The organism is Entomoplasma ellychniae, assembly GCF_002930155.1.
In the GTDB taxonomy this organism is placed as follows: Bacteria; Bacillota_I; Bacilli_A; order Mycoplasmatales; family Mycoplasmataceae; genus Entomoplasma; species Entomoplasma ellychniae.
Genome location: NZ_PHND01000001.1, coordinates 171,360 through 188,379 on the forward strand (window position 1 = coordinate 171,360; position 17,020 = coordinate 188,379).

Below are 17,020 nucleotides of genomic sequence, written 5' to 3' on the forward strand. Positions count from 1 at the left end.
AAATGTTGAAACAAAGGCAAGCAGAAATATTAAAAATTATTGTTTCAGAATATATTAAAACCAATCAACCAATTGGTTCTAAAACAATTCAAGAATTAATAACTATAAGTGTTTCAAGTGCTACTATTAGAAATGAATCAGCCGCATTAGAAGAAACTGGTTTTTTAGAAAAAGAACATACTTCTTCTGGAAGGGTGCCTTCTACAAAGGGTTATAGATATTATGTAGATAACTTGATGACATTTGATACAGAAGACAAAACGTTAAGAGAAAAACTTAAAGCAATTATTTATTCAAGAAAATCTAACATTGATGAAGTTTTAGAAGAAGCTGCAAAGATTATTAGTGAGATCACTAAAATGAGTGCAGTTGTTGTCACAAATCAAAATAATCAAAAACTTTTAGCTGTTAAAAAAATGGATTTGATTCCTTTAAGCAAAACTTTAGCATTAGTAACTTTTGTATTATCAGATGGTAACATTCAAACTGAAACTTTTAACCTTTCTAATGTAAGTATTGATGATTTAAAAATAGCTATTAAAATATTTTCAGATTGTTTAATAGATACACCTTTAAATGAAATTGAAAACAATATAGAAAACTTAAAAGAAATTTTAGCTCAGAGCATAAATAACTATGAGTACATTCTTCAAACATTTATTGGCACTATATTAGAAAAACAAAATGCAAAAAAAGAAATTGTTGGTATAAAAAATATGTTAGAAAACCCAGAGTTTAATGACACTAATAAATTAAAAAAAGTTATAAGTTTGATGGAGGGTATGTCTTCTTTTGATTGATTTGATGCAAATTATTCTGCAAGCCAAAAACAAAATATCATAACTACTAAAATAGGTGAAGAGATTTCTGAAGAACTGTCTGATCTAACGATATTAGAAACTACATTTCAAACTAAACAAGGGTCTACAACATTATCTTTAGTTGGGCCGAAAAGAATTGATTATTCACAAGCAAATCAGTTAATAAAATTATTTACAGAATTTATAAACTCAAAAGGAGAAGAAAATGGATAAAGATAAAAAAGATATTCAAGATGTTGTTGATAAAATAGTTGATGAAGCTGTAAAAGCAAAAACAACAATTGAAGATGGTGCAGAAACTATTTTAGAGAATGTTGCAAATATAAAAGTCAAATCAAATGATAAAAAACACAAATTAGAAATAAAAGAATTAAAAGATAAAATCCTAAAGCTCGAAGAAGAAATTTACTTTCAAAAAGGTTTAAGAAATGCTGATATAGCTAATTTAACTAAAAAAAGAAATGAACAAGAATCTATTATTAGAAAATATGGTTCAGCAAATTTAGCAGAAGATTTGATTAAGCCTTTTGACTTATTAAAAAAAGTTGTCGAAGCACCAAATGATAATCCTGAAGTTAAAAATTATCTAGCAGGATTTAATATGGTTATTAATCAAATTCAAAATGCATTTGAAAATAATGGAATTAAAGCGATGGGAGTAAAACCTGGAGATGAGTTTAATTCTAATATACATGAAGCAAATGAGTCAGTTGAATCAGCAGAGTTTGATTCAAATAAAGTTGTTAGTGTGATTAGTGATGGTTATATGATCCATGATCGCGTATTGGTTCATGCAATAGTAAAGGTGAGTGCATAATGGCAAAAGATTTAAATAATATTTACAACGCTAAAAGTTTGGATAGTGTTTATCCAAATAAAATTGAAAGTTTATTAAACGAAGGGAAAACTTTAATCATTCCAGTGCATAATGGTGTTCACATGAGTGCATCATTAGCAAAAGGATATTCAGACTTTTTAAAAGCAAACATAGAATTAAAAGAAGAAAAAGCATTAGAAGCAACTTGTGGTTGTGGAGAGAAAGCAAACATACTTGTGTATGTATGAAGATAAGGAGAAACAAAAAATGGCAAAAGAAAAAATTATAGGAATAGATTTAGGGACAACAAACTCAGTTGTTTCAATTATGGAAGGTGGTCAACCCATCATCTTAGAAAACCCAGAAGGACAACGTACAACACCATCTGTTGTAGCTTTTAAAAATGAAGATATTATTGTTGGTGGTGCTGCTAAAAGACAAGCGGTAACTAATCCTAATGTAATTATTTCAGTAAAATCAAAAATGGGAACTAAAGAAAAATTAAATATAAATTCAAAAGAATATACACCAGAACAAATTTCAGCTGAAATTCTAAGATACATGAAAAAATATGCTGAAGATAAAGTTGGTGAAAAAATTACTAAAGCAGTTATTACTGTTCCAGCATACTTTAATGATGCTCAAAGAAAAGCAACAAAAGATGCTGGTAAAATAGCTGGTTTAGAAGTTGAACGTATTATTAATGAACCAACTGCAGCTGCTTTAGCTTATGGTTTAGAAAAACAAGATGTTGAACAAAAAGTTTTAGTTTACGATCTTGGTGGTGGAACTTTTGACGTTTCTGTGCTTGAATTAGCTGATGGTACTTTTGAAGTTTTATCAACAAGTGGTGATAATAAGCTTGGTGGAGATGATTTTGATCAAAAAATAATTAATTGATTAGTTGAAAAAATTAAAACAGAATCTAAAGTTGATTTAAAAAATGACAAAATGGCATTGCAAAGGTTAAAAGATGAAGCTGAAAAAGCAAAAATAAATTTATCAAGTCAATTAGAAGTTGAAATTAATTTACCTTTTATTGCGATGAACGAATCGGGACCTGTTTCATTTGCAACTCAATTATCTAGAGCTGAATTTGATAAAATAACTAAAGATTTAGTTGAAAGAACATCAAAACCAGTTAAAGATGCTTTACAAGCAGCTAAATTATCTGCATCAGATATTAATGAAGTATTGTTGGTTGGTGGTTCAACAAGAATTCCTTCAGTGCAAAAATTAGTTAAAGACTTATTAAATAAAGAACCAAACCGTACAATTAATCCTGATGAAGTTGTAGCTATGGGAGCAGCTATTCAAGCTGGTGTGTTGGCTGGTGATGTAACTGATGTTTTATTATTAGACGTTACTCCTTTATCACTTGGTATTGAAACAATGGGTGGAGTTATGACAAAACTTATTGAAAGAAACACAACTATTCCTACAGAAAAATCTCAAATATTTTCAACTGCTGCAGATAATCAACCAGCTGTAGATATTAATGTGTTGCAAGGTGAAAGACCAATGGCTAGTGACAATAAATCATTAGGGCAATTTGCATTAACAGGAATCAAACCAGCTCCAAGAGGTGTTCCTCAAATTGAAGTTACTTTTAAAATTGACGTTAATGGTATTGTTAGTGTATCTGCAAAAGATAAAGCAACTAATGAAGAAAAATCAATTACCATTTCAGATTCAGGAGCATTAAGTGATGCTGACATTGAAAGAATGATCAAAGAAGCAGAAGCAAATGCTGAAGCTGATGAAATAAAAAGAAAAAATATTGAATTAAAACACAAAGCTGAAAGTTATGTTGCGATTATTGAAACTTCAATCAAAAGTGGTGGAGAGCAAGTTCCAGCTGAACAAAAACAACAAGCAGAAGCAATGTTAGTTGAAGTTAAAGAATTAATTGAAAAAGAAGATTATGCAACATTAGAAGCAAAAATTAATGAATTAGAACAAATGATTCAAATGGCATCGCAATTTGCAAATGCACAAGAGCCAGAAGTTTCAGAGAATGAAGAAATTAAGTCTGACGAAACTGATAAGCAATAATTAAAAAACTAAACTAACTTTGGTTAGTTTAGTTTTTAGAAGGGAAAGCATGGCTAAAAAAGATTATTATGAAGTTTTGCAAGTAAGTAAAAACTCAGATGAAAAAGAAATTAAATCAGCATATCGTAAACTTGCAAAACAATATCACCCAGATGTTAATAAACAATCAAATGCTGAAGAAAAGTTTAAAGAAATAAATGAAGCAGCAAGTGTTTTATTAGATAGTAATAAAAGAGCGCAATATGATCAATATGGTCATGCTGCTTTTGAAAATAATGGCTTTGGTGGTGGTCAAGGTTTTAACGGTTTTAGTGATTTCTTTTCAAATATGGGTGGAATGGATTTTGGTGACATATTTTCTGATATGTTTGGTGGAGCAAAACAATCACGCTCAAAATCAAGAAATTCACAGGGGCAAAGTATTGAAATTGAAGTAACACTGACAATGAAAGAATTAGTTTTCGGAGTTAAGAAAAGTGTTAAATTAAATTTATTAAGAAATTGCGGAAAATGTAAAGGTGTTGGTTCAGAAAATCCAAATGACGTTCATATATGTAAAAAATGTAATGGAGTTGGGCAAATCATTGTTAATAGGCAAATGGGACCTTTGCAATTTCAAAATCAACAAACATGTGATGAATGTAGAGGGACTGGTAAAAAAATATCAAACCCATGTAAGCAGTGTCATGGTAAAGGGATTCAAAAAGTTGTTGAAAATGTTGAGCTGCCATTACCTCATGGATTAAGACCTGGTCAACAAATGATTATGAGAGATGCAGGACATGCTTCACATGAAGGTGGACAAAATGGTGATCTTTATATTCATATTGCTGTAGCAAATTCTAAAGTATTCGAATTTACAAGTTCGAGTGATTTAATTATGCATTATAATGTTTCATTTATTGATGCTATTTTAGGAAATGAAATTATTATTGATACATTAGATGGCCCAGTTAAATTAAAAATTCCTAAGGGAATAAATAGTGGTGAAGTCATTAAAGTACACAATAAAGGTTTATATAAAAATCAAAGTTCTGATAAACGTGGTGATTTAATTCTTAAAATAAAAATTGCTGTACCAACTTCAATATCAAAAGATGAGAGAAAACTTTTAGAAGAAGTTGAAAAGTTATCTGATTTTAAACCAAAAAATATTTTAGATTAAAGTGTTAAAATATAATTACTCTATATAGAGTAATTTTTTATGAAAGGAGGGTGTATGAAAAAAAAGGTAATTGTTGGATTATCTGGTGGGGTTGATTCATCGGTTGCAGCTCACTTGTTGATACAGCAAGGCTATGAAGTTGAAGGTTTATTTATGCGTAATTGAGATTCATCAATTAATAATGATGTTCTTGGTAATCAAGAAATTAATAATAACATATGCCCTCAAGAACAAGATTATATGGATGCACAAGCGGTTGCTCAAAAATTAAATATTAAGTTACATAGAGTTGATTTTGTACAAGATTATTGAGATTATGTATTTAAATATTTTATTGATGAGTATCAAAAAGGTCGAACACCAAACCCAGATATTTTATGTAATAAATATATTAAGTTTGATAAATTTATGGAATATGCTCTTAAAAACTTAAAAGCCGATTATATTGCTATGGGTCATTATGCTGGTGTTAGATATAATGATAAATTTAAAGAGTATGAAATGATCAGAGCTGTGGATCAAAATAAAGATCAAACTTATTTTTTATGTCAATTGACTCAAAATCAATTATCAAAAACCTTATTTCCGTTACAAGCATTAACTAAACCTGAAATTAGAAAAATTGCAAATGACTTAAATTTAGTCACAGCTGATAAAAAAGACTCAACTGGAATTTGTTTTATTGGCGAAAGAGAATTCACAAAATTTTTGCAAAATTACATTTCAAATCAGCCAGGTGATATTGTTGACATAAAAACTAATTTAGTTATTGGAAAACATATTGGGGTAATGTATTATACTTTAGGTCAGCGTAAAGGTTTAAATTTAGGTGGAATGAATGAACCCTATTATGTTGCTAAAAAAGATATTGATAAAAAAATTATTTATGTTTGCCCTGCAAGTGATGAAAGTTATTTGTTATCATCAAGTTGTATTGTTAACAAAATTAATTGAACTGTAGAATTAAATAATTATTTTAAAAATAAAAATAGTTTTGAGTGTAGTGCAAAATTTAGATATCGTCAAGATGATGTTAGTGTAAAATTGATTAAACTTAATGATGAAGAATATTTAGTTGAATATGAACCGAAAACCAAAGCAATAACTCCAGGTCAAGAAGCGGTATTTTATTTAAATGAAATATGTATTGGTGGTGGAGTTATTGATAAAGTTATGCAAAATGCTTTATAATAAATATAAGATAGTTAAAATAGAAGGACTTTAAGATATGGGTGGAAGTGCAGGACTGATAGTCCTATTAATAATGATTATAGTTGTTATTGCATTTGTTGTTATTACAACTATTACTGGAAGAAAAGCTGCTAAGAAAGAAAAAGCACAAAGATATAAAGCTGTTAGAGATGAAATTAAGACTTTTATCGCAAAAACAGAAAACAAAAAAAACATTAGAGTAGAATTTACAAAGGTTTTTGCAAGAAAAGGTCCAGAATACAAATATCGTGATGTATTTGATGTAATTATAGAGTTAATTGAACCAAAAACTCAAAAGTTAATTGAAAAAAGAGCATATGAGGTTGAAGGTATTACTCAAAAAGTTGACAAAAAAACTTACACAACAAGCTGAATTGTTAATAATAAATTAGATTTGCAAGCAACCGAACAAAGAGTTGCTATTGGGCAAAAAGAAATTAAACTATCTAAAGATGAAATTAAAGCAATGAAAACAGCAGATCGTCTTAAAGAACGTGAATTAGCTAAGTATGAAAAAGATGAAATTAAAAAAATTAGAGAAACACAAAAACACCATAAAAAAGATCAACCAATTATCAAAACCACTGAAAACAAGCAAAAATTTGTACCCGTTAGAGCAAGAAGGGATAAGTAGATTAAAACCTACTTTTTTTATTTTTTAAGAGTATAATTATTATTAAATATTAACAAAGCATTAATAATTTTAAGGAGCAAATGATGATAAAAAAATCAAAAAAAGCATCAGATAATACAATCATTTCAAAAACTGAATTAGAAAGAATTCAATTAGAAATTGATAATGAAAAAGAACAAGCAAAAATAAACAAAACTATTAATAAAGAAGATAGTTTTTCATCTTTGGTTAAAAGATATTTTAAAAAAGAATGAAGATTGGGAATCGTTATAGTTATGTTAGCTATAATTTCGGTTGGTTGTTCAGTTATGATACCGTTGCTAACAAGACAAATGACAATAGATATTTCGATCAAAAATGCTATTGCTAACAATGCTGAAGCTAGTCAAATTTCATTACTTGAAAAAGAATGATGAGGTTTTTCATGAGACCATATTCTTTATATTGCTTTAAGCGTTGTTGGTTTTAGTTCAATAGCTCAATTTTTTAGTAATTACTTTTCATTTATTTTCTCAAAAAGAGTTGAAATAGATTTAAGAAACAAAACTTTAGAAGCTTTAGTAAGACAAGACATATCATATTACTCAGATAAACAAATTGGTGAAATTATTACAGGTGTTATATCTGATACTCAAATAGTGGGCGACCAATTAGCACAAGTGCCAGTCACATTATTTACAGCTTTTTTAACTATAGTTGGTGCTTCTGCAATGATGCTTTATTTTGAATGAACATTAGCAACATCTGTTTTAGTAACTTTTGTAGTTGTTTTAATGATTTTATTAGTTATGTTCGGTTTTATGAAAAATTCAATATCAAGAGTAAGAAAAGTACTAACAACTATAAATGGCAAGGTTACTGATAGAATTTCAAATATTAGATTAATTAAAGCTTCTGGAACAGAAAATTATGAAAAAGAATTTTTTCAAAAAAAACACAAAGGATATTATGAGCAAATCACTAAATTAGCAAAAGTACAATCTTCTGCGATTACTGTATTATTTTCAGGGATATCATTAATTCAATTTGTAGCTATTGCAACTGCTATGATTAAATATGGTAGTACACCTGGTCCAGAATCAACATTGTTCTTTTCAACTGTTTTCGCTTCGTTTTCGTTAGCTCAAGGAATAATGGTGGGTCCTTTATTTCAAGTTGTTATGTCTGCAGTAGGAGTTGCATCAGCATCTGTTTCAGCCCAAAGAATTGCTACAACAGTTAATGCTAAATCAATAATGGACCCTCATTATAATGATGGAATTATTGTAAAAAATGTTGATGGTGATATTCATTTTAAGAAAGTAAGTTTTGCATATCCTGAAAAACCTGAAAAACAAATATTGCCTGAATTTGATTTCACTTTTAAAAAAGGTAAATCATATGCTTTTGTTGGAGAAACTGGATCTGGTAAATCAACAATTTCTAGATTATTATTAAGATTTTATGACCCAACAACTGGTGATGTTTTAATTAATGGTAATACTAATTTAAAAGATGTAAACTTGTCAAGTTATTTAGATAATGTTGGTTATGTTGAACAAGACCCACAAATTTTATATGGTGATATTTATGAAAATGTTAAATATGGTAGATTTAATGCCTCAGATAAACAAGTTGTTGAAGCTTGTAAAAAAGCAGAACTAGATGAGTTAATTATGTCGTGACCTGATGGATATAAAACGATTTTAGGTGAACGTGGATTTATGTTATCTGGTGGTCAAAAACAAAGATTGATTATTGCTAGAATGTTTTTAAAAGATCCTCAACTATTAATTCTTGACGAGGCAACTTCAGCACTAGATAATATTGTTGAAAAAGAAATTCAAGAAAAATTAGAAGCTTTAATGGTTGGAAGAACAACTGTATCAATTGCACATAGGCTATCAACTATTAAAAATTCAGACCAAATAATTGTTTTAGGAAAAGATGGAAAAGGAATAGTTCAAATAGGAACATTTGATGAACTTAAAACTAAAAAAGGTCATTTTAAAGAATTATACGAAGCCGGATTAATGGACTAAAAACTTAAGTTTTTAACTTGATTTTTTTTGTGATGTAATATGATTGCATACTTTAGTTCTTATTAAAAAAATAACTTTTGCTTGCAAAATATTTTTACAAAAAAGGAAAATAAATAAATGGTGAAAATTAAAAAGAAAAGTGTATCAATTTTATTTTTATCTGCAATAATAACATCTTCAATGTCTACTTATGTTTTTTCATGTGTAGACAAAAAGTTTGGAACAGATATTTCTTCTTTTGCGAACTATGATTGGATTAAAGAAGAACCTTATTTTAAAGGTTATGAAGAAGTTTCTCCAATTGAAGCACCAGTTCAAAATGTTCAAAAGATCGAATCAAATACAATATTGCCTAACAGTTATTTTGATTTAAACACACAAAGCACTGCGTTTAAAACAAAATTAGAAATTGAAAAACAAGCAGCAACGGGAGTGCCTCTTAATTCAAAGTTCTTGCCTAATGGTAATTATGTTTCAGATTTTAAAAAAGTGAAAAGAGAAGACTTTTATAATGAAACAAATAAACTAGTTGATTGAACATCTTTAGCTGATTTAGATGCTAAGTATAATAAATCAAAAATTAAACTTCAAGACACTGAAAAAACTATGTTGGCATGAACTAAATATCAAGATCCTCAAACAAAAGAATTAAATATGTCTACCATAATGGAATCTACATCGCTTTCAAATTCTAATATTGGAAATAAAAGAGTATATGAAAGATCATTTAATAACTATCAGTATAATGACATTTTAGTTTCATGAGCTTGGGGCTATTGATGAGGGGATTATAGTTCCTCCTGCAAAAAATCAAATTGAAAAAGCTCATTTAAATGGGACAAAAATTTTAGGTAATATTTTTTTAGATGGTTATCATGGTTTAACTAGGCAAAGCTTAAAAGGTTTTTTAGAAAAAGATGATACAGGAAAATATAAAGTAACAAGTGTGCTGATTGAAATGGCTCTCTATTTAGGTTTTGATGGTTGATTTTGAAATAATGAGCCAAATGGTGCAAATCCTAACTCTACTGTTATTGATACAAAGATCACAACTGAAATAATGAAACAATTACAAGATGATATTAAATCATCAAAGAATTTAGAAATTCAAAAACTTGAAGTTTATGGTTACAAAAATTACGGAAGATTATCTGCAAAAAAAGATGAAAGAGTGGATGTTGAAGCTGAAGATATTTATAAAAATACCAATTATTTTATTCAGGATTTTTGAAATTTTTCTGATGGGTTACAAAATTACTTTGAAGAAAACAATATTTCTGAAAATGATCGCTATAAAGTTTTTAATATGTATAATGCAGGAGCTTGAGTTGATTCAAAAATTTGATTAGACAAAAATAAAATTGGTAAAAGAGATTTAAGAGATTTAAACTATATACCTTTAGATCAAAATGGTCAACCATTTACTAGCAGAAATTTAATGATATGAGCATATCAAGCCCAACCTAAAGATGGAAAATTAGAAACAATAACTTTTAAAGAAAAAGATGATGAATCTACAAATGAAAAAATTAAAGGTTCTAAAAACTCAATTTCATTTTTTGCAGCCCATGTTCCTTATGATATTGCTTCTCAAGAAATGGACGAAATAGCAGGAAATAATAAAACTAAAAATGTTGACTTAGACGTTTATGGGATGGTTGCTGCTAATAACTATGATGACATGATGTACACTGGTGCTAACAAAGCGTTGTCTGATTCAGATAAAGGAATTGCTGCTTATTTACATTCATGAGATGATGAATGAGCTAAATGTTATAAAAATAAAAGTTATGGTATTGGTAATCTAATACAAGAAAAAACGGTTCTTATTGATAAGAACGAATTCTTTAAAACCAATTTTTCAACTGGACAAGGTAAAAAGTTTGTTTCTCCTAATATTGAAAAAAGTTTTTCAATTATTGAAAATTATCCCTGAAGCAACACTAACATAGCTGATGTACAACCAACATACAAATGAGATTTAACTAAAAAAACTTCAGCTGGAGTTGATGCCAAACCAGTTGTAATTAATGCTAATTCAAAAAACCCTATTACTGGATTTTATGATTACAATAATGTTTATTTAAAAGGAAATTCAATCAGTTTAGGATCTGGATATAATCAAAAGGGTGAAATTCAAGAATCAACTTGAGATGCTAATTCTGAGTACACATGAAATATTATGGGGTCAAATTATAAAGAAACAAGTCAAAAAAATATTTCAATAGTTTTAAGAGTTCCTAATTCATTTAAGCAAAAAAACACATCTATTCATATAATTGATAATAATGGTAACAAAGTAATTCTTGATAGTGAAAAATTTAAAGAACTAAATTGTGAATGCAATAAAAATTACAAATGAATCGAATTAACTGCAAATACAAACAACTCACAAGTTGCAAAGATTGGTGTTACAATAACAACAAATAATGAAAAACAGGATTTTTTAATTAGTTGTGGTGAATTAAAAGTTACTAAAAAAGAATGTTTGCAAAATAACCAAGAAAATAATGCTGAAAATAAAAGTTCAATAGAAATAGAATCTTTAATTAAAAAAAATAATAAAACAAGCTTTAGATTTTCTTTTAACGATAGTAGTTATGATGAGAATGATAAATATGCATACTATGAAATTTATTATCAAAATTCAGACAATAAATTAGTAAGATTAGCAGAAAACATAACTAATAATTTTTATATAAAAGATATAAATGATAACACCTCAAGTATTTACATTAAAAAAATTCCAAATAACGCTAACTATGAACACATATCATGATTTCAATTTAGTATATAAAATAAAGAAAGGGCACCATATGATAGAAATTAAAAACATATCCAAAAAATTTGGTAAAAACATGGTTCTTAATAATATAACTTTGAATATTAATGATGGCGAATCTGTAGCTTTATTAGGTTCTAATGGTTCAGGAAAAACAACTTTGCTTGAAATAATAATTGGTCAAATCAAACCCACTTCAGGAACTGTACTTATTGATAACGAAAAAAATGGATACGATAAAATAGGAATTCAATTTCAAGAAGGCGTATGACCAAAAGGAGTAACTTCTAAATTAATAATTAATTATTTTAAAAAAAAGCACAATTCAATTAAAGAACCTGAAGTAAAAAAATTAATTGAAATTTTTGAAATTAGTGATTTTTTGAGCAAAGATCTAAATAGTTTATCTGGTGGTCAAAAACAAAGACTTAATACATTATTAGCTGTTGTGAATGATCCAAAATATATTTGTTTGGATGAAATGATAACTGGATTGGATTTAAAAATGCAACTTAAATTATTTGATTATTTTGAAGATTTAAAAAAATTAAATAAAACAATAATTATTGTTTCTCACATACCAGAAGAAGTGGAAAGGTTATGTGATAGATTCATTATTTTAAAAGATGGGAATATTTTTTATCAAAATACTGTTAAAAAAGCTATAAAAGAATTTGGTACAATAAGAAATTTAATGATAGATTACTACAAAGGAGTTTTAGCCACAAATGCAAAATAGTTTTCAAAAGAACCAATTTTTAAATATGTGAAATAACATAAAGCTTCTTTCAACATCAGTTCTTAAAAACCTAAGAACTTATCTTTATTTAATAATATTTCCTATTTGTATGGTCACTCTTGTTATTGCTTATAAAGTTGTAAAAACTGAAAACACCATTTTTATTAACGATATTTGTTCTATTTTGATATTGCCATCATTTATGGTAATTTTTTTAGTTAATATAACAATTTCTGAATGAAAAAATTCTGTTTTTTTAAAAAGGATACATTCAGCTGGTATATCAAGAAACTCATTTTTATTTTCTTTGTTCATTTTTAATTTTATGTTAGGTATAATTTCATTTATTTTCACATCATTGTATGTATTTGGATTGACTTCTAGTTTTTTCCCAATTATTCAAAGTGGAAAAAAATGGGTTTTGCTGAAATGCTTTTTATGATGATGACTTTTAAAACAGCTGTTGGTTTAATCATGGGTGTTAGTTTTTGTATACTTATATCTATATGTATTGGAACTATAGTTTCTGGTGTTTTTAAAAGTGTAGCGCTTTCTCAATCTATAGCTTCTATACTAATGATTTTAGCAGTAATTTCCTCAGATGTTTTTATAGCTCCTGAAATAACAGCAGTCATTGGTTTTTTAGTAAATTTATGTTATATATCCCCTTATAAACATGCTGTTTGAATTAGTATTTTACTATCTTCGGATGCTAATTTTGAATGAATTTATCATGGTGCAGCAGCAGGAAGAGTGTTGGGTGTATCTTTTGGATTGCAACAGTGAATTCCAATTGTTTCATCAACTATTTATTTAATTATCTTAACATTTTTGAGTATTTTTAGTTTTAAATGGAATGGAAAGTAGAGATGCAAAAAATAAGTTTTTTAGGTATTTCTCAATCATTTCGTTGTCTATTTTTATAATTTAAGAACTTAAAGACGTTTTAAAAAGCATAGGCTTTCAAAAAAAATCATTTATTTTTAAGAAGCATACCAAATACAACTAATGAAATATATGTTAAAAAAATAGACCTTTTAAGCAATAAAGAAAAATGATCCAAAATTTTGATTTCAGAATAATAAAAATTTAAATAAAGTTTTAAACTTTATTTTTTTATGTTTAATGTTTATATTGAATAATATTTAGTAAAATATATTTTAAAGAAAGGGTGTGAATTATGATTAAGTTGAAAACACCTGTAAATAAAGAAACTTTTAAACTAGCTCTTAGTGAATGTATTAAAAAAGCATGAGTTTGAGATACGAAAAATAACTTTGAATATGCAGTTAATTTGTATAAAAGTCAACAGCTAACTTTTGATGTTGGTGCCATGCTTGAAGATCAAGAAGAGTTTGATGAATCAGCAGTAGCAATTGACTTATTTGAAGCGTATGCTAATGTTGATAAAATGCCACCATCAGAAGCTCAAGAATTTTTAAGTGCATGAAATCAAGCTTGAGAAAATGAAGAGGGATTTGATATTGATTCTTTTAAAGGTGAACCTATTGAAGATGGTTTAGCGTTTGGACATAAAGTTCAAGAATATTTTGACATGTTAAATATTTTTGAAAACAAAACTTATCAAACTAATTTCAAAACATTAAATTTATCTGATTTAAATTTTGCTAATTCACTTGATGTAACTCAAAAAGCGTTATTAGATGATAAAGTTAAATATATTTATGAAGCAGCTTTTTCATACAATAATGAAATGTTAAAAACTAAATGTGATGTTATTAAAATTAAACCAAATAAACATGTTGAAATATATGAAGCAAAGACAACGTCAAAAGTTAAAAAAGAACACTTTTTTGACATAGTCTATCAAGCTTACATTTTAGAAAAATTAGGATTTATTGTTGATAATATTTTTATTGTTCATGTTAATGGTAACTATGTTAGAGGATGAGACTATAATAAAATTCCTAATAATAAATCATTTGGTGACTTTGCTAAATTAGTTCATTCATCATTACCACCAATTAAATATGATGAAATAAAAGAAATGGTTAATAGTGATTTTGTTGTATCATCAGATAATGAACTTTCAGATTTAGATTTGCAAGCATTAGTATTTATTGATGAACTAACTTGAGGAACAAAATCCACAAGAAAAACTCTTTTTGAAGATTATAAAACTTTTAAATCAACATTTGATTTAGATGTTGTTTTTTCAACAATTTCTAACTTTTTAAGCATAGATTCAAATAGTGAAGAAGCTTTAGAAATGTTGAGTAATTTAACTTGTCAAGTTAAAATAGAAAAATCAAGATCAGGCATTTTTAATTATGCTGGTGGTAATGAAACATATAATTCATGTTTTCATGCAATGAAATGGTTTGATAAGTACACTCCTGGTTTTTGAAATATAACTAAATTAGCTAAAAAAAATAAATCATATATTATAAATAATTCAAAATCTCCATATTTTAAAGACTATGAAACACTTTCAGATCATTCAATTCCTTTAAATAAAAAGCAAGTTTCATTTTTAGAAACTAATCAAAAAGCTCTAAGAATGTTTGAAGTATACAAAGCTCAAAAAGAACATCCAAATGACATTAATAAATGAAAAATAATTGATCCTAATAGCATTGATTTAATTAAAAATATATTAAAAACATATTCACATACACCAATATATATGTATGATTTTGAAACATCAAAATGAGCTATTCCACGCTTTAATAAAACTAATAGTTATTATCAAGTTCCATTTCAATATTCAATTGATGTAATCATTAATGATAAATTTGATTACAATGATTCGACCACTATGCCTCATTATGATTTTTTATCAAATGAAGTTAATGTCGACCCAAGACCAAAGTTTATTGAAAACTTTATTAAAGATTCTTTCAAGCATGGACCTGGAGTTTATGTAGCTTACAATGAAAGTTTTGAAAAAGGTGTATTAAGAAAATTAGCTTTACTATATCCTGAATTTGCAAAGCCATTATTATATATAGTAGAACATACAATCGATTTAATGGATTTCTTTTGTGGGAGTGATAAAAATAATAGACCATATTTTTTAATTTATCATCCAAACTTTTTGGGAAGTTATTCTATTAAAAAGACTCAACCAAGTTTGGATGCTAATTTTTCATATAATGACCTTGTTATTAATAAAGGTGATAAGGCTAGTGAAACATTTAGAAACTTTGTTGATAAAAGAATACCTATTGATGCTTGAAACATAAGCATCAAAGAAGGAATGTTGAAATATTGTAATCGTGACACATTGGCAATGGTTGTTATATTAAAAAGAATTAAAGAATTGATGGGTAATATTTATGAATAAAATTAAAGTTATATTTTGTGGAACACCTAATATAGCAGCAAATATCTTACTATCACTTTTAGAAATGAAAAATGTGAGCATTGAGTTAGTTATTAGTCAACCAGATAAAATTGTTGGTAGAAAAAAACAACTAACACAAACTCCAGTTAAAAAAGTTGCTCTTGAAAATAATTTAAAAATTGAACAGCCATTAAAAATAGCTGAAATTTATGAAATTATTCAAAAATCTAATCCTGATTTTATTGTAACTTGTGCATATGGTCAATTTATTCCAAGCAAAATTTTGCAAATTCCAAAAATTGATGCAATCAATATTCATGGAAGTTTATTGCCAAAATATCGTGGTGGAGCACCAATTCAATATGCAATTAAAAATGGTGATAAAAAAACAGGTATATCAATTATGAAGATGGTTAAGGAAATGGATGCAGGAGATTATTATGTTCAAGAAGAAATTGATATTGATGTTAATGATGATGCTGGAAGTTTATTTGAAAAAATGACTTTGCTTGGTCAAAAAATGATTAAAAAATATTTGTTACAAATTTATAATAATCAACTTCAATTAATTAAACAAAATCCTAAAAAAGTAACTTATTGTAAAAATATTTCTTCAGAAGAAGAAAGAATTATTTGAAATAATAAAGGTGAGGTAATCAGAAACCACATCAGAAGTCTTTCACCATTACCAATTGCTCACACATTTATTAATAATGAAAGATATAAAATAAAATCTATTGAACTTACAAATGTTAAATCTAAATATAAAGAAGGTAGTGTGGTTCGGATTAAAAATGAAGGCATTCAAGTAGCAACTGCTGATGTTGATATTATAATCACAAATATTCAAAGACCTGGTAAAAAAATGATTAATGCTAGTTTATATAAACAAAATAATTTAAACGATATAAAAGTTGGTGATTTTTTTGAATAAAAATAAACTAAGTATTAAAAAAATTTGTATTCTTGGTTTAATAACCGCTTTGTTAATAACTGTTTCATTAACAACCACACTATTTTGAAAAGGCAAATATGTTGTGCAATTTACAAATGGATTATATATTTTATTTTGTTTAACTATTCCTGGAATTGGAATGTTGATTGTTGGTGTTGTTTATGGAAGTATGATTGATTCTATTGCAAATTCATTTATCACAATACCTATTACTATTTTTATTAATGTATTAATTTTTTTAATAATTAAGATTTCTAATAAAACATTTGTTCAACATATTTTAGCATTGTTTTGTTGTGTGTTGGTTTTTTTGTATATCCCTTACCAATGATATGTTAATTGAAACGGTTTGAGCAGTGATGAAAGGTATGGATTATTAATTAGTGAACTAATTGTTGATGCGATACAATTGTTAGTTTCTTTTATAATTTTTGAGTTTATGTTCTTAACTTTGACAAAAACAAAACTAATTATTAAAATACAAAAACAATACTAAATTAAAAAATGCTATA

15 protein-coding genes and 1 pseudogene are annotated in these 17,020 nt (G+C 27.0%); all 16 read left to right on the forward strand.

Going from position 1 to position 17,020, the window contains the following annotated elements; genetic code table 4:
* Window positions 1-2: 2 nt before the first annotated feature.
* The 16 genes and pseudogenes from hrcA to EELLY_RS00810 all read left to right on the forward strand — a co-directional run bounded on the left by hrcA (window position 3) and on the right by EELLY_RS00810 (window position 17,004).
* A complete protein-coding gene (gene hrcA / locus EELLY_RS00735) occupies window positions 3-1,034 on the forward strand; it encodes a heat-inducible transcriptional repressor HrcA (RefSeq protein WP_104205612.1) in 1,032 nt (343 codons plus the stop codon).
* The gene (locus tag EELLY_RS00740; protein ID WP_104205613.1) at window positions 1,027-1,638 is read left to right on the forward strand and encodes a nucleotide exchange factor GrpE; all 612 of its coding nucleotides are present in this window, start codon (window positions 1,027-1,029) and stop codon (window positions 1,636-1,638) included. The genes hrcA and EELLY_RS00740 overlap by 8 nt, the downstream gene beginning before the upstream one ends.
* Window positions 1,638-1,892, forward strand: coding sequence for a hypothetical protein (locus tag EELLY_RS00745; protein ID WP_104205614.1), 255 nt, complete (start codon window positions 1,638-1,640; stop codon window positions 1,890-1,892). The genes EELLY_RS00740 and EELLY_RS00745 overlap by 1 nt, the downstream gene beginning before the upstream one ends.
* 13 nt (window positions 1,893-1,905) lie before the next feature.
* Window positions 1,906-3,693 carry a molecular chaperone DnaK gene (gene dnaK, locus EELLY_RS00750; protein ID WP_104205615.1) on the forward strand — a complete coding sequence of 596 codons (1,788 nt, stop codon included), beginning with the start codon at window positions 1,906-1,908 and terminating at the stop codon, window positions 3,691-3,693.
* A gap of 49 nt (window positions 3,694-3,742) precedes the next feature.
* Window positions 3,743-4,858, forward strand: a complete 1,116-nt coding sequence (dnaJ, locus tag EELLY_RS00755; RefSeq protein WP_104205616.1) for a molecular chaperone DnaJ — start codon at window positions 3,743-3,745, stop codon at window positions 4,856-4,858.
* 54 nt (window positions 4,859-4,912) lie between these two features.
* Window positions 4,913-6,049 carry a tRNA 2-thiouridine(34) synthase MnmA gene (mnmA, locus tag EELLY_RS00760; protein ID WP_104205617.1) on the forward strand — a complete coding sequence of 379 codons (1,137 nt, stop codon included), beginning with the start codon at window positions 4,913-4,915 and terminating at the stop codon, window positions 6,047-6,049.
* Window positions 6,050-6,086: 37 nt separating this feature from the next.
* Window positions 6,087-6,704, forward strand: a complete 618-nt coding sequence (locus tag EELLY_RS00765) for a hypothetical protein (protein WP_104205618.1) — start codon at window positions 6,087-6,089, stop codon at window positions 6,702-6,704.
* An 83-nt stretch (window positions 6,705-6,787) separates the two neighbouring features.
* A complete protein-coding gene (locus tag EELLY_RS00770; RefSeq protein WP_181021029.1) occupies window positions 6,788-8,725 on the forward strand; it encodes an ABC transporter ATP-binding protein in 1,938 nt (645 codons plus the stop codon).
* Between the two features lie 117 nt (window positions 8,726-8,842).
* A complete protein-coding gene (locus EELLY_RS00775) occupies window positions 8,843-9,580 on the forward strand; it encodes a hypothetical protein (protein ID WP_104205620.1) in 738 nt (245 codons plus the stop codon).
* Window positions 9,570-9,650 (forward strand): annotated as a pseudogene (locus EELLY_RS04380) (hypothetical protein); the annotation flags it as partial. The gene EELLY_RS00775 and the pseudogene EELLY_RS04380, both read left to right, overlap by 11 nt.
* Window positions 9,651-9,683: 33 nt before the next feature.
* Window positions 9,684-11,522 (forward strand): hypothetical protein, encoded by a 1,839-nt coding sequence (locus EELLY_RS00780; protein WP_245859139.1) that lies wholly within the window; start codon window positions 9,684-9,686, stop codon window positions 11,520-11,522.
* Window positions 11,523-11,541: 19 nt separating this feature from the next.
* The gene (locus EELLY_RS00785; RefSeq protein ID WP_104206186.1) at window positions 11,542-12,246 is read left to right on the forward strand and encodes an ABC transporter ATP-binding protein; all 705 of its coding nucleotides are present in this window, start codon (window positions 11,542-11,544) and stop codon (window positions 12,244-12,246) included.
* A 414-nt stretch (window positions 12,247-12,660) separates the two neighbouring features.
* On the forward strand, window positions 12,661-13,113 hold the full coding sequence (locus tag EELLY_RS00795; protein WP_104205623.1) for a hypothetical protein: 453 nt from the start codon (window positions 12,661-12,663) through the stop codon (window positions 13,111-13,113).
* Window positions 13,114-13,426: 313 nt separating this feature from the next.
* A complete protein-coding gene (locus EELLY_RS00800; protein WP_104205624.1) occupies window positions 13,427-15,553 on the forward strand; it encodes a DUF2779 domain-containing protein in 2,127 nt (708 codons plus the stop codon).
* On the forward strand, window positions 15,546-16,487 hold the full coding sequence (fmt, locus tag EELLY_RS00805) for a methionyl-tRNA formyltransferase (protein WP_104205625.1): 942 nt from the start codon (window positions 15,546-15,548) through the stop codon (window positions 16,485-16,487). The genes EELLY_RS00800 and fmt overlap by 8 nt, the downstream gene beginning before the upstream one ends.
* Window positions 16,480-17,004 (forward strand): ECF transporter S component family protein, encoded by a 525-nt coding sequence (locus tag EELLY_RS00810; RefSeq protein ID WP_181021030.1) that lies wholly within the window; start codon window positions 16,480-16,482, stop codon window positions 17,002-17,004. The genes fmt and EELLY_RS00810 overlap by 8 nt, the downstream gene beginning before the upstream one ends.
* The last annotated feature ends 16 nt before the right edge of the window (window positions 17,005-17,020 follow it).